General features: G+C 68.0%; 20 protein-coding genes. 8 read left to right on the forward strand and 12 right to left on the reverse strand.

Annotated features, from left to right (window positions below):
* Window positions 1-20 precede the first annotated feature (20 nt).
* Complete coding sequence (locus ACXJKJ_RS16595) at window positions 21-572, forward strand: chromate transporter (protein WP_457391091.1); 552 nt, start codon at window positions 21-23, stop codon at window positions 570-572.
* Window positions 569-1,111: a chromate transporter gene (locus ACXJKJ_RS16600; RefSeq protein ID WP_056196499.1), complete on the forward strand. Its 543-nt coding sequence runs from the start codon at window positions 569-571 to the stop codon at window positions 1,109-1,111. The genes ACXJKJ_RS16595 and ACXJKJ_RS16600 overlap by 4 nt, the downstream gene beginning before the upstream one ends.
* 4 nt (window positions 1,112-1,115) lie before the next feature.
* Here ACXJKJ_RS16600 and ACXJKJ_RS16605 read toward each other — a convergent pair whose 3' ends face one another.
* Both ACXJKJ_RS16605 and ACXJKJ_RS16610 read right to left on the reverse strand, forming a co-directional pair.
* Complete coding sequence (locus ACXJKJ_RS16605; RefSeq protein ID WP_056196495.1) at window positions 1,116-1,580, reverse strand: hypothetical protein; 465 nt, start codon at window positions 1,578-1,580, stop codon at window positions 1,116-1,118.
* A 111-nt stretch (window positions 1,581-1,691) separates the two neighbouring features.
* Window positions 1,692-2,669: a GlxA family transcriptional regulator gene (locus ACXJKJ_RS16610; protein WP_457391092.1), complete on the reverse strand. Its 978-nt coding sequence runs from the start codon at window positions 2,667-2,669 to the stop codon at window positions 1,692-1,694.
* A gap of 93 nt (window positions 2,670-2,762) precedes the next feature.
* Here ACXJKJ_RS16610 and ACXJKJ_RS16615 point away from each other — a divergent pair, with 93 nt between their 5' ends.
* Window positions 2,763-3,944, forward strand: coding sequence for an aminotransferase class III-fold pyridoxal phosphate-dependent enzyme (locus ACXJKJ_RS16615; RefSeq protein WP_457391094.1), 1,182 nt, complete (start codon window positions 2,763-2,765; stop codon window positions 3,942-3,944).
* 3 nt (window positions 3,945-3,947) lie between these two features.
* Here the strand turns inward: ACXJKJ_RS16615 and upp are convergent, their stop codons facing one another.
* From upp to ACXJKJ_RS16650, 7 genes are all read right to left on the reverse strand, one after another.
* On the reverse strand, window positions 3,948-4,580 hold the full coding sequence (gene upp, locus ACXJKJ_RS16620; protein ID WP_056196489.1) for a uracil phosphoribosyltransferase: 633 nt from the start codon (window positions 4,578-4,580) through the stop codon (window positions 3,948-3,950).
* Window positions 4,581-4,613: 33 nt separating this feature from the next.
* On the reverse strand, window positions 4,614-5,351 hold the full coding sequence (gene rlmB, locus ACXJKJ_RS16625) for a 23S rRNA (guanosine(2251)-2'-O)-methyltransferase RlmB (protein ID WP_056196486.1): 738 nt from the start codon (window positions 5,349-5,351) through the stop codon (window positions 4,614-4,616).
* A gap of 15 nt (window positions 5,352-5,366) precedes the next feature.
* Window positions 5,367-6,158 carry a polysaccharide deacetylase family protein gene (locus ACXJKJ_RS16630; RefSeq protein WP_457391095.1) on the reverse strand — a complete coding sequence of 264 codons (792 nt, stop codon included), beginning with the start codon at window positions 6,156-6,158 and terminating at the stop codon, window positions 5,367-5,369.
* Window positions 6,158-6,880 carry a DUF1624 domain-containing protein gene (locus tag ACXJKJ_RS16635; protein ID WP_457391097.1) on the reverse strand — a complete coding sequence of 241 codons (723 nt, stop codon included), beginning with the start codon at window positions 6,878-6,880 and terminating at the stop codon, window positions 6,158-6,160. Before ACXJKJ_RS16635 ends, ACXJKJ_RS16630 begins: the two co-directional genes overlap by 1 nt.
* Window positions 6,881-6,886: 6 nt before the next feature.
* Window positions 6,887-7,291 (reverse strand): hypothetical protein, encoded by a 405-nt coding sequence (locus ACXJKJ_RS16640; RefSeq protein ID WP_457391098.1) that lies wholly within the window; start codon window positions 7,289-7,291, stop codon window positions 6,887-6,889.
* A 79-nt stretch (window positions 7,292-7,370) separates the two neighbouring features.
* The gene (locus tag ACXJKJ_RS16645; RefSeq protein WP_457322591.1) at window positions 7,371-7,982 is read right to left on the reverse strand and encodes a DUF4124 domain-containing protein; all 612 of its coding nucleotides are present in this window, start codon (window positions 7,980-7,982) and stop codon (window positions 7,371-7,373) included.
* Window positions 7,983-8,165: 183 nt separating this feature from the next.
* The gene (locus tag ACXJKJ_RS16650; RefSeq protein ID WP_457391100.1) at window positions 8,166-8,612 is read right to left on the reverse strand and encodes a helix-turn-helix domain-containing protein; all 447 of its coding nucleotides are present in this window, start codon (window positions 8,610-8,612) and stop codon (window positions 8,166-8,168) included.
* Window positions 8,613-8,789: 177 nt separating this feature from the next.
* Here ACXJKJ_RS16650 and ACXJKJ_RS16655 point away from each other — a divergent pair, with 177 nt between their 5' ends.
* The 4 genes from ACXJKJ_RS16655 (at window position 8,790) to ACXJKJ_RS16670 (ending at window position 12,120) form a co-directional block, all read left to right on the forward strand.
* Window positions 8,790-9,665, forward strand: a complete 876-nt coding sequence (locus ACXJKJ_RS16655; RefSeq protein ID WP_457391102.1) for a PEP-CTERM sorting domain-containing protein — start codon at window positions 8,790-8,792, stop codon at window positions 9,663-9,665.
* 103 nt (window positions 9,666-9,768) lie between these two features.
* Window positions 9,769-10,854 carry a S1C family serine protease gene (locus tag ACXJKJ_RS16660; protein WP_457356418.1) on the forward strand — a complete coding sequence of 362 codons (1,086 nt, stop codon included), beginning with the start codon at window positions 9,769-9,771 and terminating at the stop codon, window positions 10,852-10,854.
* 15 nt (window positions 10,855-10,869) lie between these two features.
* The gene (locus ACXJKJ_RS16665; protein WP_457391103.1) at window positions 10,870-11,304 is read left to right on the forward strand and encodes a DUF6678 family protein; all 435 of its coding nucleotides are present in this window, start codon (window positions 10,870-10,872) and stop codon (window positions 11,302-11,304) included.
* A 102-nt stretch (window positions 11,305-11,406) separates the two neighbouring features.
* Window positions 11,407-12,120 carry a YebC/PmpR family DNA-binding transcriptional regulator gene (locus ACXJKJ_RS16670; RefSeq protein ID WP_457391104.1) on the forward strand — a complete coding sequence of 238 codons (714 nt, stop codon included), beginning with the start codon at window positions 11,407-11,409 and terminating at the stop codon, window positions 12,118-12,120.
* 1 nt (window position 12,121) lies between these two features.
* On the opposite strand, the gene ACXJKJ_RS16675 is transcribed toward ACXJKJ_RS16670, so the two are convergent.
* A complete protein-coding gene (locus ACXJKJ_RS16675) occupies window positions 12,122-12,970 on the reverse strand; it encodes a hypothetical protein (RefSeq protein ID WP_457391106.1) in 849 nt (282 codons plus the stop codon).
* 109 nt (window positions 12,971-13,079) lie between these two features.
* On the opposite strand from ACXJKJ_RS16675, the gene ACXJKJ_RS16680 reads away from it, so the two are divergent.
* Window positions 13,080-14,945 carry an AfsR/SARP family transcriptional regulator gene (locus ACXJKJ_RS16680; protein WP_457391107.1) on the forward strand — a complete coding sequence of 622 codons (1,866 nt, stop codon included), beginning with the start codon at window positions 13,080-13,082 and terminating at the stop codon, window positions 14,943-14,945.
* Window positions 14,946-14,962: 17 nt separating this feature from the next.
* Here ACXJKJ_RS16680 and ACXJKJ_RS16685 read toward each other — a convergent pair whose 3' ends face one another.
* Both ACXJKJ_RS16685 and gcvA read right to left on the reverse strand, forming a co-directional pair.
* Window positions 14,963-16,114, reverse strand: coding sequence for a serine hydrolase domain-containing protein (locus ACXJKJ_RS16685; protein WP_457391109.1), 1,152 nt, complete (start codon window positions 16,112-16,114; stop codon window positions 14,963-14,965).
* A 30-nt stretch (window positions 16,115-16,144) separates the two neighbouring features.
* A complete protein-coding gene (gene gcvA, locus ACXJKJ_RS16690) occupies window positions 16,145-17,086 on the reverse strand; it encodes a transcriptional regulator GcvA (RefSeq protein ID WP_457391111.1) in 942 nt (313 codons plus the stop codon).
* Between the last annotated feature and the right edge of the window lie 48 nt (window positions 17,087-17,134).

Consider the following 17,134-nt stretch of genomic DNA (forward strand, 5'->3'; position numbering starts at 1 on the left):
CCAGCGCCGAGGAAGCGGCCTTGAACCGTCCCGAATCCCTGACCGAACTCTTCCTGGCGTTCTCAAGGCTGGCCCTGCAGGGCTTTGGCGGCGTGCTGGCGATAGCCCAGCGCGAACTGGTCGAGCACCATCACTGGATGAGCAAGGAGGAGTTCGTCGAGACCCTGGCCATCGCCCAAGTGCTACCCGGGCCCAATGTGGTCAACCTGTCCATGATGATCGGCGACCGCTTCTTCGGCCTGCGAGGCGCCGTCGTGGCGCTGGCCGGCATGCTGGTGGCGCCCGCGATCATCGTGCTGGCCCTGGCTGCCGCCTTTGGCCAGCTGGCCCGCCACCCCATGGCCATCAATGCGCTGCGCGGCATGGGCGCGGTGTCGGCCGGACTGATCCTGGCCACCGGCATCAAGCTGCTGCCGGCACTCAAGAAGAGCCCGTTGGGCCGGCCGCTCGCCCTGGGCCTGGCCTTGACGGCTTTCGTGCTGATCGGGCTGCTGCGCTGGCCGCTGGTCAATGTGCTGGCGCTGCTAGGCGGCGGCGGCATGTTCCTGGCCTGGTGGAGAACACGGCCATGACAACGCCCGTCGATCTTCTCGGCCTCTTCCTGCATTTCCTGACGCTGTCGCTGCTGTCCATCGGCGGCGCCATCACGACGGTGCCCGAAATGCACCGCTACCTGGTCGACAAGACCGGCTGGCTCAGCGATACCGACTTCACGTCGTCCATCGCCCTGGCACAGGCGGCGCCAGGTCCCAACATCCTGTTCGTCGCGGTGCTGGGCTACAACGTGGCCGGCCTGACGGGCGCGGCGGCTGCGATGGCCGGCATCATGCTGCCGTCCAGCGTGCTGACCGTGACGGCCACGCGCTGGGCGCGCGCCAACCGCGAGCACATCGTGCTGCGCGCCTTCTCGGCCGGCATGATGCCGCTGACGCTGGGGCTGATCATCGCCACGGGCTGGCTGCTGGCCCTGCCTTTCCTGCGCGCCGACGAGCACCGCTGGAGCACGCTGGCGATGATTGCCGTCACCGTGCTGCTGACGCTGAGGACGAGGCTGGGCCTCGTCTGGATGGTGCTCGGCGGTGGCGTGCTGGGCGCGCTGGGTCTCGTCTGAGTTCTCAGACGCCCAGGCCCGCCTGCGTGGTCACGGAGCGCTTGCTGACGGGGGACATGCCCAGCGTCACCTGCGCATAGACCTCGTCGGAGCGCGGCATGATGATGGGCGTGTGGATGTCGGCCCAGCCGACGATCTCGGTGCCGGCGTCCTCGTCGAGCTTGGCGGTGTCGATGGCGCGCTTCTCGGAGTAGTTGACGCTGCCCGCGGCCAGCACCGAGACGGCCTTGTAGGGGCGCAGCAGCAGGCCGCCGGCCAGCCAGGTGAAGGTGCTGATCAGGTCGTCGGCACCGCCGTCGCCGGAGGGCAGATGGTCGCCGGCGAGGTCTTCGCCAAAAAGCTCGATCTCCAGCCGATAAGTGCGGCCGACATCGCTCGCGTCGAAGGTCATCGTGCCGGCGACGGTCACGTCGCGCTTGCTGCCATTGACGGCGCCGAGGGTGATGGTGGGGGTGGAAAGCGTGGCCATGATGGGCTCCTTGAGTCCGTTGGATCAGGTCGATGGCTCGCCGAGATGGCTTGCCTGCCTGTACTGACGCAAGGCAGCGACCGCGGGGATCAACCCCGCGTTGGTGAAAGTTCACCCTGCGCCGACGCCACCCGGCCGAAACGCCGCCGGCGGGCGGCCCAGCAGCCGCAGGAAGGCGCGCCGCATGCGCTCGGTACTGCCGAAGCCGCATTCCAGCGCCACCCGCAGCACCGACGTCGATCCGCCCTCCAACGCCGCGCGCGCCGCTTCCACGCGCAGGCGCTCGACCGCCTGCGCGGGCGTGGCGCCCGTCTCGGCGTGAAAACAGCGCGCGAAATGCCGTGGGCTCATGCAGGCCCTGGCGGCCAACTCGTCCACGCGGTGATCGCGCTTCAGGTCGCGCCGCACCTCGTCCAGCAGCGCGCCGAAACGGCCGTCGGGGCGCTGCAGGTCCAGCAGCGGCGAGAACTGCGACTGCCCGCCGGGCCGCCGCCGCTCCACGACGAGCTGGCGTGCGGCCTCCCGCGCGAGGTCTTCGCCATGATCGTGGGCCAGCAGTGCCAGGCAGAGGTCGATGCCGGCGGTCATGCCGGCGCTCGTCCAGAGTTCCGGCAGGCCAAGCTGGCGGACTGCGGGCTCGCGGACGTAGATGCGGTCGGGCTGCAGGCGCACGGCGGGAAAGTCGCTGGCGAACTGCCGGCTGCGTGACCAATGCGTCGTGGCCGTGCGCTCATCCAGCAGGCCGGCGGCGGCCAGCACGAGGCTGCCGCTGCAGATGCTGGCTACGCGAGCGCCCGAGCGGCTGGCCCTGCGCAGCCAGGCAATGAGGCGGCTGTCGAGGCAGGCGGCGTCCACGCCATCGCCGCCGATCACCATGACCAGGTCGAGATCTCCCAGATGGCGCGGCAGCCCCTGCACCGGCCAGGCCACGCCGGCCGAACTGTGCACGGCAGGCGGCGCACTCGCCACCAGCCGCCAGTCGTAGCTGCCCGGCCGCGCCAGGCGGGCGAGCTCGAACACCGCCATAGGCCCGGCCAGGTCGAACTGCTGGAAGCCCGGGAAGAGCACGAAGGCGATGCGGCAGGTCATGCCGACATGATGGCAGGAAAGGTGGGAACTGCGTCATGGCGGCCATGGGCCAACCCACACAAACTGCTGGCCATGGACCACGAAGCACCCACCATGACCGACCCCGGACACGACCTCATCACCATCACCCGCCGCCCCGACACGGTTTTCGTCTCGGGCCAGGGCGCCTGGCTGACCGACGAGGGCGGCAAGCGCCACCTCGACCTCGTGCAGGGCTGGGCCGTCAACAGCCTGGGCCACAGCCCGGCTCTCATCACGCAGGCCCTGCTGGCGCAGTCGCAGCGGCTGCTGAACCCCAGCCCCGCCTACTACAACCGCCCGCTGCTGGACCTGGCCGGGCGCCTCGTGGATTCAAGCTGCTTCGACCGTGTCTTCCTCGCCAGTTCGGGCGCCGAGGCCAATGAAGGGGCGGTGAAGCTCGCGCGGCGCTGGGGCAGCCGCATGCGGAACGGCGCTCAGGAGATCATCGGCTTCGAGCAGGCTTTCCACGGCCGCACGCTGGCGATGATGAGCGCTTCGGGCAAGCCGGGCTGGGGCGAGATCTACCCGCCCATGCCCGGCGGCTTCGTGAAGGCGCGGCTCAACGACATCGCATCGGTGGAGCGCGCAATAACGCCACTCACGGCGGCCGTGATGATCGAATTCGTGCAGGGCGAGGCGGGCGTCGTTGTGGCCGACCCGGGCTTCGTGCGCGAGCTGCGCGCGCTGACGGCCGAACGCGGCGTGCTGCTGATCGCCGACGAGGTGCAGACCGGCATCGGTCGCTGCGGGCATGCCTTCGCCTACGAGCACTTCGGCATCGAACCCGACGTGATGACGCTGGCCAAGGGCCTGGGTGGCGGCGTGCCGCTGGCGGCCTTGCTGTGCAAGGAGGCGTTCAACTGCTTCCTGCCCGGCGACCAGGGCGGCACCTTCTGCGGCAACCCGCTGATGGCGGCGGTGGGGCTTGCCGTGGTCAACGAGGTCTGCCGCGAGGAGTTCCTGGCCGGTGTGCGCGAGCGTGCGGCGCAGTTGTCCGTCGGGCTGCAGGCCGTCGCGCGCGATCACGGCTTGCTGGGCGAGCGCGGCCTCGGGCTGCTGCGGGCACTGGTGCTGCCGTCAGACGTCGCGGGCGAGGTGGTGGCGGCCGCCCAGGCGCTGGAGCCGGTAGGGTTGCTGCTCAATGCGCCCCGCCCTCACCTCATTCGACTGATGCCGGCGCTGAACATCAGCGCGGCCGAGATGGACGAGGGGCTGGCGCTGCTGCGCCGGGCGCTGCGCGAGGTGCTGGGTTGAGGTTCAGCCCTGCGTGGTCCCGAAGATCTTGTCGCCCGCGTCGCCCAGGCCCGGGATGATGTATCCGACATCGTTCAGGTGACTGTCGATGGCCGCCGTCCAGCACCGCACATCGGGATGGGCCGCTTGCAGGGCCTTCACGCCCTCGGGGGCAGCCACCAGCACCAGGGCGCGCACGTCCTTGCAGCCGCGGGCCTTCAGCAGGTCGACGGTGGCGATCATGCTGCCGGCCGTGGCCAGCATGGGGTCGATGATCAGCGCCGTGCGGGCGTCGAGGTTGCCCACGAACTTGTCGAAGTAGTTCACCGGCTTGAGCGTCTCGTGATCGCGCGCCAGGCCCACGACCGAGACCTTGGCGTTGGGCAGGATGTCCAGCACACCGTCCAGCATGCCCAGGCCGGCGCGCAGGATGGGCACGACGGTGACCTTGCGGCCCGCGATCTGGTCGATCTCGGCGGGGCCGCTCCAGCAGTTGATCGTCGTCTTCTCCAGCGGGAAGTCGGCCGTCGCCTCGTAGCAGAGCAGCCGCGCCACCTCGCCGGTCAGCTCGCGGAACTTCTTCGTCGAGATGTCGACCTCGCGCATCAGGCCGATCTTGTGCTTGACGAGGGGGTGCTTGACTTCGATGACGGCCATGGCGGGCTTCCTATTTTTTCTGAATAGTCAGAATTATCGACGTTGACGAAGGGCCTCGTAGAGGCAAACCCCGGACGCTACCGACACGTTCAGGCTTTCGACGGCGCCGGCCATCGGGATGCGCACCAGTTCGTCGCAGGTCTTGGCCGTCAGCTGGCGCATGCCCTCACCTTCCGCGCCCAGCACGAAGGCCACCGGGCGCTTCAGGTCCAAGTCGTAGATGGAGCGCTCGGCCTGGTCGGAGGTGCCGACCACCCAGATGTCGCGTTCCTTCAGCTCATTCAAGGTCCGTGCCAGGTTGGTGACCATCAGATAGGGCACGGTCTCGGCCGCGCCGCTGGCCACCTTGGCCACCGTGGCGTTCAGGCCTACGGCGCGGTCCTTGGGGGCGACGACGGCATGGGCGCCAGCGCCATCGGCCACGCGCAGGCAGGCACCGAGGTTGTGCGGGTCGGTCACGCCGTCCAGCACCAGCACCAGCGGCGGGCCTTCCACCGCGTCCAGCACATCGTCCAGCGAATGGAGCTGGGCCAGCGCCTGCACCCGGGCCACGACGCCCTGGTGGCGCGGGCTGCCGGCGATCTGGCTCAGACGCTCGTCGTTGCTCTCCACCAGCTTGGCGCCGGCCTCCTTGGCACGCTCGACGAAGGCGCGCATGCGCTGGTCGCGCCGGGAAGGGTCGAAATGGACCTCGGCGACCGAGGCCGGATGGGTCTTGAGGCGGACGGTGACGGCGTGGAAGCCGAACAGGACGGACTTGGGGGAGCTCATGGCCGCATTGTCGGTTCAGCGGCCGGCCTGCTTCCTCGCGTTCTCCATGACGTTCACAAAGCTGTCAGTCCAGAAGCGCGCCTTGTTCTTGGCCAGATGGTCCAGCAACTGGTCATGCGCTTGACGCGTGACGCTCAGGTGTTCTGCACCCACGCCGTGAAAGAGCAGCGACACCAGCGCATGCTGGGCCGCCGCCTTTTCGACCAGGGCGATCAGTTGCTCGCCGCTCCAGCCCTCGACGAAATAGACCGGCATGGCATAGGGGTCGAGCGCGGCAGCATCGGTAGCCATGGCCGGGCCGGCAGCCCGGTAGGCGACGAAATGCGGCTTCAGTGCCGCGACGAAATCCTGGCCGCCGGCCTGCATGTCCAGGCACGGGGGCGTGAACGTGCGGCGGGCCTTGCCGTCCAGCGCTTGCAGCCAGGTGTTGGCGGCGATGACCTGCTCCTGCACCTGGGCCGGCATCTGGCGCTCCAGGTCGCGCTGCGGCTGCACCCACTCGCGGCCGGGGCCTTTGGCCGAGCAGCCGTGAAAGAGGCTGTGGTTGCCGAGCTCGTGGCCCGCCGCGGCGGCGGCCTTCCATTCGTTCTGCCGGCCGGGCAGCGTCGGCCCGTTGATGGGAATGTAGAAACTCGCCCTCAGGCCGCGCTTGTTCAGCGCCGGCACGACATGATCGAGCTGGCTGTCCAGCGCGTCGTCATAGCCCAGGCTGACGGCCGCCTGCGCGCCGTTCGGCCACACGAAGGGCGCCGCCTGGACGGTCCAGCTCATCATCAGGCCAGCGGCGGCCAGAAGCAGTGCCCGCATCACGATCCTTTCAGCACTTGAACAACCATCAGCACGCCGATCAACACCGGCTGATGAACCATGTAGAAACTCAGTGACCAACGCCCCAGCACAGCCAGCGGCCGCGGCGCGCTGCCGGCCCAGAGGCCGGGCCAGGCACGCGTGACGACAAAGCCGAGCAGCATGACGCCCAGCCACGGCAGCACCGGCACATAGTCCTCGGTGATGGGCTTGTGGGTGACGAGGCCGACCCAGTTGGTCCAACGCGTGTCGAAGAAGGCCAGCTGCACCAGCCGCGGCGCCGCAATGGCCAGCGCCGCCAGCACCAGCAGCGCCGCGTTCGGCAACCGGCTCAGGCCCATCCGCAGCAGCAGCAACATCACCGCGATGCCATGCAGCACGCCAAAGCTGATCCAGCTGTTGGGGAACATGAACCACGAGCCCAGCGAGACCAACGCCGCGCAGCCAGCTACCTGGCTCCAACGCTTCCAGAAGCGGCCAGCGCCCTGCCCCGCCAGCACCGCAAGGGCCTGGCCGCCGCCGGCGCAGAACAGGAAGAGGCTGACGATGCAGATGCGCTGCCAGGTCCAGACCGGGTCGCGGTAGAAGTCCTGGCGGATCCAGCCGAAGTGGTTCAGGTCGAAACCGAAGTGGAACGCGGCCATCCAGACGATGGCCAGGCCGCGCAGGGCGTCGAGGCGATCGGAACGGGGGGGCGATTTGTCGGCGGCGGCCGTGGGCATGCAGGGCTAGGGAGTCGGCGAGGACGCCGGATTCTGACGCCTCGGCACATAGCCCCGCTGCACGAAATCGGTCTGCATCAGCCCCTGCATCGCGAACTGCGGCCCGCGCGCGCCACGCGCCCTGGCAGCACGGCGAGGCGGCGGTGCCAGCGGTGGCTGGCTGGCGGCGTTTTCGGCGGGGCGCGCCGAAGCCGGCACGTCGGACGCTGCCGAGGCGGCGGGGCTGGGGATCTCCACCCCATTCGGTTGCAGGTTGCGCGCCGGCAGGGGCACACCACTCTTCTCGCAGGGCTGGTCGGTGTAGCGCACCTGCCCGTCCACTTCACACCGCCAGACCTGCTGCGCCCAAGCACCGCCGCATGTCAGCCACATTGCCAGACACATTCCCAACCCTGCAGCCAAGCGCTTCATCGTGGATCTCCACGCAGCCCCGGCAGCGCGCCGACTGCGCGCAGACCATCGGCAAACGCCGTGCCCCCACGGGTGAGCGCTAGGAAGCCGGCGCGGAGGCGGGGTTTTGAATTCTTTGCAGTCGCTGCTGCTGGCGACGCTGCATCTTCTCCTCGGCGATGCGGCGGCGGTTGATGCGGTCACCCTCGTCGGGGTCGGCCGCACTGTGCATCGCCTCGGCGCGAAGGCGCGCGTCATAGCGGGCGCGATCGCTCAGCTGCGTCTGCGCCGCCTGGGCCTCGCGGCTGATGACCCAGTCGGCCTCGCGATAGCGCCCCTGCCCTGCACGGCACTGGCGCACGCGGCGCACCTCGTCCTGCAGGAACTGGCGTTCCGCATCGCCCAGCGTCGTCGAATTGGCGCGGACTTCCATGCCACGAATCTCGCCGTCACCGGGGCAGGCATTGCCCGCCGTCGCGATGGGCGCCGAAGCCGCGGACGCTGCTCCCATGGTGGCGCGGATCAACTCCGGCTTGAGGCTCTCGACGACATTGGGCTGCAGGCTGCGCTCGGCTACCGGCTGACCGCTCCCCGGGCAGGGCTTGTCGCTGAAGCGCACCTGACCGTTCAGCTCGCACTTCCAGACCTGCTGCGCGCCAGCGCCAAAAGGCAGCAGCGCAAGGCCAATCGCCAACCCCAAGCACGAACTCACTCGCCGCATCTCAAACCATCCCTTTGAAGTCGATCCTCGCATAACGCACCACCGGACCATGCGCCGACAGGCCAGGCGCTGGATGCGACGCGCTGCCCTGTCGATGTTCTTTACAGTCGAAGTCAAGTGCCAAGGCCACGACCTCCCGGTGGGCACCGGACACGACAGAACATTGACGCAATGTCAGGCGCTCGGGGGCGCTGGCTTTGCCAAGACATCGTGCAAGGTGCGCTGGCACTGGCGCAAGCTCAGGCAGACGCCGTGATGCTCCCGCAGATGCTGTTGCAGCAGCTTCCCATCCCATCGCCCTTTGGCGTAACCGCAGCCACCGGGCGGTATACGAAGCTCAGCAGCCACTTCCAGCGACTTCACGCCCGTTAGCCGCGGCGGCCGCCCCGGCGGACGCTCTGCCACCGGCGTGATGGCGGCCCCACGGAAATGCCGAACCCAGCGCTGCAGGCTGCGGGGGCTGTCGCCAAACCATGCCGCAACCTCCGAGCAGCTGCGCCCGCAGGCCACCAGGCAAACGCAATGCAGACGGTGCAGCGCCTGCTCCTGGGCCGATCGATCGGATCCGATTCGCAACATCTGCCGCAGCGCATCGAGCGCCGCGTCGGGCAGTTGGGTCATGAAATACCTCCCGGGCATGGCGCCCGGCGTGCGACATGCCTTCTGACGCTTCCGTCTGGAGTCGGCAACTGGCACGTTCGATGCTCGCTACCGGAGGAATCAGCCGGCAAGGGCACGCCTTCTGACAACAGCCAATATAGGCGTTGCGATCGGTGCCTACCTCCAAGGAGACACACCATGCCCTGTCCTCACACCCGCAGCAGCCATCGGTGGATTGCCTTGCCGCTTCTGGCTCTCGTGCTGCCCGCGCTGGCCGACACCGGCCCCGAGGCCAACAGCAATGACTGCAGCCAGCGCAACGCCTATGTGATCGAGCACAACTACACCCGCACGGCGCTGGACTTCACCATCAACTACACGGATCGCCGAAACGGCGGCACCATCGTCGCCTCGGATCACGTCGGAGAAATCGCGGCGGGCGGGCAAAGCGGCAAGCGCGACATCCCCGACGCCGCCAAGACGTTGACGCTCTGCGATGTCGTCAACCACACCCGTGCCGTTGGCAACCCTGGCGGCGCAGGCGGTGGGGCCGGTGGGCCGGACGACATCTGGAGCGGCGCCGAGCACGATCAGAAGTTCGAGGTGCTCTACAAGGACCCGGCCACCGGCAAATACGTTCAGCAGAGCATCTTCCATTTCCTGGCCCTGGCTTACGGCGGCGAGGAAATTCCTTTCCTCGACTTCTGGTTCGACACCAGCGGCGATGGCCGCATCGACGCCAACGATCACATGTACGCGCTCTACGACATCGGCGAGTACACGCACAGCGGTGCCGACTCGCTCGCGGCGCTGCGCTCCCGCTTCCTGCCGGGCCAGGCGGTGGACATCCTCAATGGCCGCATCGCGGGCGTCGACGGCCTTTACTTCAGCACCACCGCCTTCACCTTTGACGAGAGCAGCGGCTACCAGGGCAGCAACTACTCGGGCAGAGGTTTCGGCGTGACAGACCACACCTTCTACAGCCGGCTGCCCGAGCCCGCCAGCTTGGCGCTGACTCTGGCGGCGCTCGTGGCGGGCCTGAGTTCTCGCCGGGTGAAGCGGCCCCGGGCTTAAGCGCGCGCCCGGGAGGGCAGCACGGGCGGCGTGAAGCGGCGGGCCTCGGGAGCCCGGAGTTGTGCCCAAAATGCGGATCGACGCCACTCCCGCCGACGCCCCCGTGCCCACCCTGCCCCGCTGCCTCACCCTCGCCGTCGCGCTGCTCTTCCTCGGCTGCGCTCCCGCTTTCGCCAAGGCTCAAGCCCAGCCTCGCGCCGTCAACGCCCGCGGCGCGCTGGACGCCGAGGAGTTGAACAACATCGGCGTCTTCAAACGCGTGTCGCCGTCGGTGGTGCACATCACCACGCTGAGCGTGCAGCGCGACTTCTTCTCGCTGCGTACCAGCGAGCAGCCCAGCGGTACGGGCACCGGTTTCATCTGGGACGACGCCGGCCACGTCGTCACCAATTTCCACGTCATCCAGGGCGGCGACCGCGCCACCGTCACGCTGAACGACCAGAGCAGCTTTCCAGCCAAGCTCGTCGGCGCCTACCCGGACCGCGACATTGCCGTGCTGCGCATCGAAGCGCCCCACGAGAAGCTGCCGGCAATCGCGGTCGGTGCCAGCCGCGATCTGCAGGTGGGCCAGAAGGTCTACGCCATCGGCAACCCCTTCGGCCTGGACCAGACGCTGACCACCGGCATCGTCTCGGCGCTGAACCGCGAAATCGAATCGGTCACGCGACGCACGATCAAGGGCGCCATCCAGACCGATGCGGCCATCAACCCTGGCAATTCGGGCGGGCCGCTGCTGGACTCGGCGGGGCGGCTGATCGGCGTCAACACAGCCATCTACAGCCCGAGCGGCGCGAGTGCCGGGATCGGCTTTGCGATTCCGGTGGACGAGGTGAATCGCATCGTGCCGCGATTGATTCGAGATGGGCGCTTCATCCGGCCCGCGCTGGGCGTGACAGCCGGGCCGGAGAACCTGGCCAAGGCGCTGGGGGCGCCGAAGGGTGTGCTGCTGGTCAACGTGGCGGACGCCAGCCCGGCTGCGGCGGCGGGCTTGAAACCCTTCGGCAGGGATCGCAGCGGGCGCATCGTGCAGGGGGACGTCATCACGGCTGTCGATGGCGTAGCGGTGGCTGACTTGGACGACATGCTGTCGCTGCTGGAGACGAGGCAGATTGGGGAGAAGGTGACGTTGACGGTGTGGCGGGCGGGGCAGACGCGGAAGGTGGTGGCGACGTTGGGTAGCTCAGACTAGAACGAGGGGAAGGCTTTGAACGATTTACCTATGGCTGATGCGCGAAATGATGATCGAGCGCGAAAGCGGACTCGTGCCGCGGTCACCACAAGGAACTTAGCCAGTGCGTCTAACAACACACGATGGAACGAGCTGATCACTCACATCCGCGCTCTTGATGGCTGGCGTCCTTCTTATCGCTCGAAATCAGTTGATGGCACCGTCTCGAATTGGGATGTCGAATGGTTTTATCACCTGCCCTTTCCGTTTGAAGCTGTCGAATGGTTTGACATCGGCCTGTCCGAGGAGGGGCCATTCATAGGAAAGCTGCTTCCTAGAGCGAGCATTGACCATCGAAACGAAATCCTGCCAATCTTGGAAAAGATTGGCTTCGACTTCGAGCAGCGTGGCGACGTCGTACGTATCTGGGGTTATTTACCAAGGTCTTACGACGATTTCGCACCTCAATAGCGCGACGACAGGGGCGAGATCGGCAAGAGCCACCCCGTAAAGTAGCGACCCGCCCGACAAGTCACGCGACTTGGGCTTACTAGACAAACGACAGGACACCCCATGGGCGCGCAATGGAAAGCCAAACACAAAGACATCGCCGCCAATGCCAAGGGTCGGCTGTTCGGCAAATTGTCCAAGGACATCATGATCGCGGCGCGCCACGGCGCTGACCCGAAGGACAACGCGCGGCTGAGGCTGGTGGTGGAGCAGGCGCGCAAGGTGTCCATGCCCAAGGAGACGCTGGACCGCGCCATCAAGAAGGGCGCCGGGCTGACCGGCGAAGTCGTCCACTTCGAGCAGGCCATCTACGAGGGCTTTGCGCCGCACCGCGTGCCGGTGATGGTGGAGGTGCTGACCGACAACGTGAACCGCGCCGCGTCGGACATGCGCGTGTTGTTCCGCAAGGGCCAGCTCGGCACGGCCGGTTCGGTGGGCTGGGACTTCGACCACCTCGGCATGATCGAAGCCGAACCCGCCACGCCCGGCGCCGACGCGGACACCGCCGCCATCGAAGCCGGCGCGCAGGACCTGCTGCCGCCCGACGAAGAAGGCGTCACCGTCTTCCTGACTGAACCGACCGACCTCGACCTCGTCAGCCGCGCCCTGCCCGAGCAGGGCTTCAAGGTGCTCAGCGCCAAGCTGGGCTACCGCCCCAAGAATCCCATCGACCCGGCGAGCCTGAGTGCTGAGCAGCTGGACGAAGTGGAGAGCTTTCTCGCCGCGCTGGACGCCAACGACGACGTGCAACACGTGTACGCAGGGCTGGCAGGCTGATTCACCTGGCTCGCCGTGCCAGACGCATGCCGCCCAGACTGACCAACCCGGCAAGCATCAACGCCCAACTGCGGTTTTCCGGCACGGCGTTCACCAGCAGCCCCCGGGCCGACGTCAGGGTGTAGCCCTCCGGCAGCGAATACTCCACGCGCGCGCTGAAGCTCAGAGAAGAGTTCAGACTGGACATCGCGAACTCGAAGCCGCGCTCAAACGGCGTGCCGACCACCGCGGTGAACGAGGCTGAATCGACGCGATGGAGGGTGGGTTGAGTGACGCCGCCACTGAAGGTTGCGGTGCGACCGAAGGCGAGCACGTCACGTGACGGGTCATTGGCAATCCGATCAGCGACTGCGTTCGCCGAGGCGCTCGGCGTCAGCGAACGTTTGCCGCTGATGAAGGTGTAGCTGGTCAGCACAAAGCCGGAAGCGCTTCGAGCCGTGGTGCCATCGAGGGTGACCGTGACGCCAACCTGCACCGTGGGCGTGGGCCCCGTGATCATGAACTGGTCGAACTGGACGGCATCGATGACGGAGGTCGGCACCGTGGAGGGTGTCGACTTGACGGACAAGTGCATGTCCATCCCATTGACGAAAACATGGGCGCTGCCGCTCGAAGGGCTGCCGTAGTAGTCGGCAAACGAAGCCGTCAGGTCGGCGCCATTCGTCAGCGTGCACGACACGAAGTCGCCGCCCAGCGGCAGCAGGCCGGTACACGTCGAGTGGTCGGAAACGAAGTTGATTTCGCGGGTGACCCCTGGGGCTAGCGGAAGCGCCCAAGTGGTGCCACTGCAGGCTGTGGCCAGGCAGGCGACGGCCAATAAGCGTCGAGCCGGTGAAAGATCGTTGTGCATTGCAAGCTCCCGTTTGCGCCGCCGGCGGTGCGCAGGCTGCAGTTCGATGATGGAAGGCGCGGCCGCGCCGCACCACCCACGGATGACCCACAGCACTTAGCATGCGGCGATGAATCCGTCGCAGCCTGAAGCGGCAGCCGCGCAGCGGTCGAGCGAGTTGCTGGGCGTCATGCGGGCGCTTTCGGCGCAGGCCCCCGGTGCGCTGGACAGCACGGCGGCGCTGGCCCTGCGGGCGCAGGCGGATGGACAGGCAGCGCTCGCTGCCGGAGCAGCCGGCCTCGTGGTGCTGGTGGAGCATCTGCAGGCGGCCATCTACCGCCACGCCATGAGCATGCTGGGCATCCTGGCCGCCGTCGGCCCGGACGCGGCTGGCACCGGCATCGAGGGCCTGCTGGCCTGGGCCGGCGCCTCGATTGCCCACGACTACGGCGTGCTGCCCGCATGGCCGCCTGCCAATGTGGCGCTGTTGATGGAACGCGCCCGCGGGGCGCCCAGCGACATCTCCCTGGCGCTGGCCTGCGCGCTGGGTGAACTCTGCGAGCGCCATGGCGAAGACGCGGAGTTCGAACTGCTGTTCGCGCAAGTCGCGTCCGTTGAGAGGCAGCCCGACGCCTCGCCCTTCTGGCGCGGCCATTGGGCCATCGTCGCGGCCTGGCATCTGTACGCCTTCGCCAAGGTCGACGAAGCGCGCGAGCGGCTGGTGCTGGCGCAGCAACTGGCAGCCGAACACCATCTACCGGGGTTGGCCGCCGTCGCGGCACTGCAGCGCGCACGCCTGGTGGAGTGCAGCAGCGACCCCACGGCGGCGCTGGCCCTGGCAGCCCAGGCCGCGGCCGCCGGCGACGCGGCCAGCACACCGCTGTGGTGGGCCGATCAGGCCGATGTGCGCTGCCGCGTGGCCCTGCTTGCGGGCGACTTCCATGCGGCCCTGGGCCACGCGAGGCGTGCCCTGGGCCATTTGCAGATGAGCGGCGCCTGGCCCGGCTATCAAGTCACCTACCTCGTGCAGGAGGGCTATGCGCTGATCGGCTGCGGCAATGCCGAGGAAGCGGCCGCGCGCTTTCAAGGCTTGGGCGAGATGCAGTTGCCGCGCTATCTGGCGGCGCGCCTGCGCTGCCTGGCAGACCTGACCGCACTGATCGCCATCGGCCAGCGCCACGGCTGGGCCGCCCTGCCGGACGCCGCCCTGGCCCGCGCCATGCGCACGCTGCGCGAACTGGAGTGGCCCGGCGTGCTGCCGCTGCTGCCGCTGCATATCGGCGAGATCTTCTGCCAGGCCCTGGTTCAGGGCGCCGAGACGGACTGGGTGCGCTCGGCCATCCGCACGCGCCGGCTCGCCGCGCCGGCCGGGGCGCCCGAGGCCTGGCCCTGGTCGGTGAAGATCCGTGCCCTGGGTGGCTTTGAGATGTGCAACGACGCCGGCGCCGTGCGTTCAGCGGAAGGGCGCAAGGCCGCCAGCAAGCCGCTCGAACTGCTGCGCTATCTGGCTTGCCGCGGCACCGAGGCCGCATCAACCGAGGCGGTGGCCCGCGAGCTGTGGCCAGGTGACGGCCGGGAAGGTCGCCAGAAGGCCTTCGAGGTCACCGTGGCCAGGCTGCGTCGCTTGCTTGCCCACGATGCGGCCCTGCTGGTGCAGGACCATGGCATCCGCTTGAACGCGGACTGCGTCTGGGTAGACGTGCAGGCCTTGAACGACCGTTTGACGGAACACGAGCACGCTGCAGCCGGCAGCGCGGCCGCCGCAACGGCCTTGGAGGCCGCGCTCAAGCTCTATCGCGGCGCCTGCCTGGCGCTCAGCGAGCAGGCCTGGGCGCTGGTGGCGGCCGAGCGCTGGCGGGCCCGCCTCGCCGCGGCGCTGTTGCGCGAGGCGCGCGACCCCGCCCGGACGCGTGAATGGATGCTGCGCGCGCTGTCGGCTGATCCCGGCATCTCAAGCCACGTGACTGCGCCAGCACCCACTGCTCGAAGGCCTTGACCGCTGGGCGCGACCCATCACTTGTAGAACGCAGCGATCTGGGGGATGAATCTCTCCGGATTGCCGCCGACCAGATTCGTCAAGACGACGACGGCCAAGCCCTCGTCCGGATAAACGATGAAGGCCGCGCGGTTTCCGCCGATGCCGGCGACCTGCCTTTTCGGGCTTGAGGCGAGCACAGGCCAGCCGGCCGCCCAGCTGCCTTCGGCACCACTGCTCAGCTTCTCGGGTGTCCACATGCGCTGCGCGCTGGCCGCGCTGATGAACCGGCCACTGGACAGCGCGACGATCCAGTTCGCCAGCTCGGTGGCCGTCGTCTGGATGCCGCCTCCCGCATGGAGGCTGTAGGGCATCTCGTAGACCCAGTGAGACAGGCGATCGGCATCGTCCGGCGCGAGCGTTCTGCGGGGAAAGTGGCTGTAGATCGTTGCAGCGTTCGCCACGAGGTCATAGCTGTCGCCGAACGTCGTCAGCGGCATGTCGGCCAGCGCGAACTGCCGCTCTTTCATGTAGCGCTCGTAGGGCATCTTGGCCTGCTTGACGATGATCTGAGCCAGCAGGCCGTAGTTGGTCTGGTTGTAGGAAAACTTCTCACCGGGCGGCGCTTCCATGGGTTGCTGTTTGACCGCCTTCCACATGGCCGCTTCAGTGCTGCCAGTGACGGGGCCGGGTTGATCGACGATGTCGGGCAGCCCCGACGTGTGCGCCAGCAACTGCCGCACGCGGATGGGCTGCCAAGCGCTCGGCAGGTCATCGAGATAGCGGGACACGGGCGCCTCAAGATTCACGAGGCCGGCCTCGGCCAGCTGCATCACCGCAACGCCTGTGAGCGGCTTGGTGCCGGAGTTGAGCGGGAACAATGTCTTGGCCGTTGCGGGCACACGGTTTTCGACGTTGGCCCAGCCGAAGCTCTCAGACAGCACGATCCGGCCGTCCTTGACGACCGCAACCTGCAGCCCCGGTATGCGCCGTTCCTTCATCGTCTGTTGAATCAGGCGGCGCGCCTGGTCGTTCGAGGTTTCGATGGCATCAGCGGCGCGGCCGAGGCCAGGCAGTGCCAACAGCAATGCCGCCGTCAGGATGACGAGGGTCTCTCTTCCAAATTTCATAGGCTGTTCAGGACGGAGCGAGGGTGAGTTGAGGTGTCGAACCTTGGCGCAACCCGTCATCGTGCGGCAGCTTCTGACCGATGACGTAAGTCAGAGAGGTTGAGGGGCGGCGCTTGATCCCACGTCACATTGCGCCAGCAACCACTGCTCGAAGGCCTTGACCGCCGGGCGTGACTTGGCCGCCGGGTCGACGATGAGGCGATAGGCCCGCGCCGACGCGATGCCGGCATCAAACGGCGTGACGAGCTGGCCGCTGGCCAGCAGCGCATCCACCAGCGGCCGCCGGCCCAGCGCCACGCCCTGCCCCGCAATGGCGGCGGCGATGGCCTCGGAATAGCTCGAGAAACTCAAGCGCGCCGCCGGCCGCAGATCGACCAGGCCCCAGGCACTCAGCCAGGGCTCCCATTCGGCCGGCATGCCGGCGCTGTCGCCGTCCATGGCCAGGTGCAGCAGCGTGTGCCGGGCCAGGTCGGGCGGCTCGCGCAGCGGCAGGCCCAGCTCGCCCACCAGCCGTGGGCTGCAGACCGGCACCATCGATTCGGCGAACAGCTGTTGGCCCTGAGCCGCGCCGACCGGGCTGTAGCGGATGGCGAGGTCAAAGCCCTCGCTGGCCAGGTTGCGGTTGCCCAGGCCGGCATCCAGGCGCACGTCGATGCCCGGGTGGGCACGGGTGAAGCCGGTCAGGCGTGGGATCAGCCACAGCGACGCGAAGCCCGGCGTCGTCGTCAACGCCAGCATCTGGCGCTGGTGCGGCTCACGCACCGCACGCACGGCCACACGCAAGGTGTTCAAGGCCGTCGAGCAGGCGGCGTGCAGGCGCTGGCCGTCTTCGGTCAATGCAAGCGCACGGTGGCGGCGCTCGAACAGCGTCACGCCGAGTTCGCCTTCCAGCGCGCGGATCTGCCGGCTCATGGCCGACTGCGTGATGAAGCGCTCTTCGGCAGCCTGGGTGAAGCTCAAATGCCGCGCCGCCGCCTCGAAGGCGGCCAGCAGCTGCAGCGGCGGAAGGTGGTCGACGGGCTTTGTTGGCATGCGATGGCGGAATGCGAAGCCTTCCGAATGATCGTTTGTCGGCAAGGT

The sequence above is a fragment of the Roseateles sp. P5_E1 genome, from assembly GCF_054049335.1.

Coding starts and splice junctions, on each gene's coding strand:
- ACXJKJ_RS16610 (WP_457391092.1), bottom strand. CDS start 2,669: ATGACCTGCCGCATCGCCTTCGTGCTCTTCCCGGGCTTCCAGCAGTTC.
- ACXJKJ_RS16600 (WP_056196499.1), top strand. CDS start 569: ATGACAACGCCCGTCGATCTTCTCGGCCTCTTCCTGCATTTCCTGACG.
- ACXJKJ_RS16605 (WP_056196495.1), bottom strand. CDS start 1,580: ATGGCCACGCTTTCCACCCCCACCATCACCCTCGGCGCCGTCAATGGC.
- upp (WP_056196489.1), bottom strand. CDS start 4,580: ATGGCCGTCATCGAAGTCAAGCACCCCCTCGTCAAGCACAAGATCGGC.
- ACXJKJ_RS16675 (WP_457391106.1), bottom strand. CDS start 12,970: ATGCACAACGATCTTTCACCGGCTCGACGCTTATTGGCCGTCGCCTGC.
- gcvA (WP_457391111.1), bottom strand. CDS start 17,086: ATGCCAACAAAGCCCGTCGACCACCTTCCGCCGCTGCAGCTGCTGGCC.
- ACXJKJ_RS16635 (WP_457391097.1), bottom strand. CDS start 6,880: ATGCCCACGGCCGCCGCCGACAAATCGCCCCCCCGTTCCGATCGCCTC.
- ACXJKJ_RS16685 (WP_457391109.1), bottom strand. CDS start 16,114: ATGACGGGTTGCGCCAAGGTTCGACACCTCAACTCACCCTCGCTCCGT.
- ACXJKJ_RS16630 (WP_457391095.1), bottom strand. CDS start 6,158: ATGCGGGCACTGCTTCTGGCCGCCGCTGGCCTGATGATGAGCTGGACC.
- ACXJKJ_RS16680 (WP_457391107.1), top strand. CDS start 13,080: ATGAATCCGTCGCAGCCTGAAGCGGCAGCCGCGCAGCGGTCGAGCGAG.
- ACXJKJ_RS16670 (WP_457391104.1), top strand. CDS start 11,407: ATGGGCGCGCAATGGAAAGCCAAACACAAAGACATCGCCGCCAATGCC.
- ACXJKJ_RS16640 (WP_457391098.1), bottom strand. CDS start 7,291: ATGAAGCGCTTGGCTGCAGGGTTGGGAATGTGTCTGGCAATGTGGCTG.
- ACXJKJ_RS16615 (WP_457391094.1), top strand. CDS start 2,763: ATGACCGACCCCGGACACGACCTCATCACCATCACCCGCCGCCCCGAC.
- rlmB (WP_056196486.1), bottom strand. CDS start 5,351: ATGAGCTCCCCCAAGTCCGTCCTGTTCGGCTTCCACGCCGTCACCGTC.
- ACXJKJ_RS16650 (WP_457391100.1), bottom strand. CDS start 8,612: ATGACCCAACTGCCCGACGCGGCGCTCGATGCGCTGCGGCAGATGTTG.
- ACXJKJ_RS16655 (WP_457391102.1), top strand. CDS start 8,790: ATGCCCTGTCCTCACACCCGCAGCAGCCATCGGTGGATTGCCTTGCCG.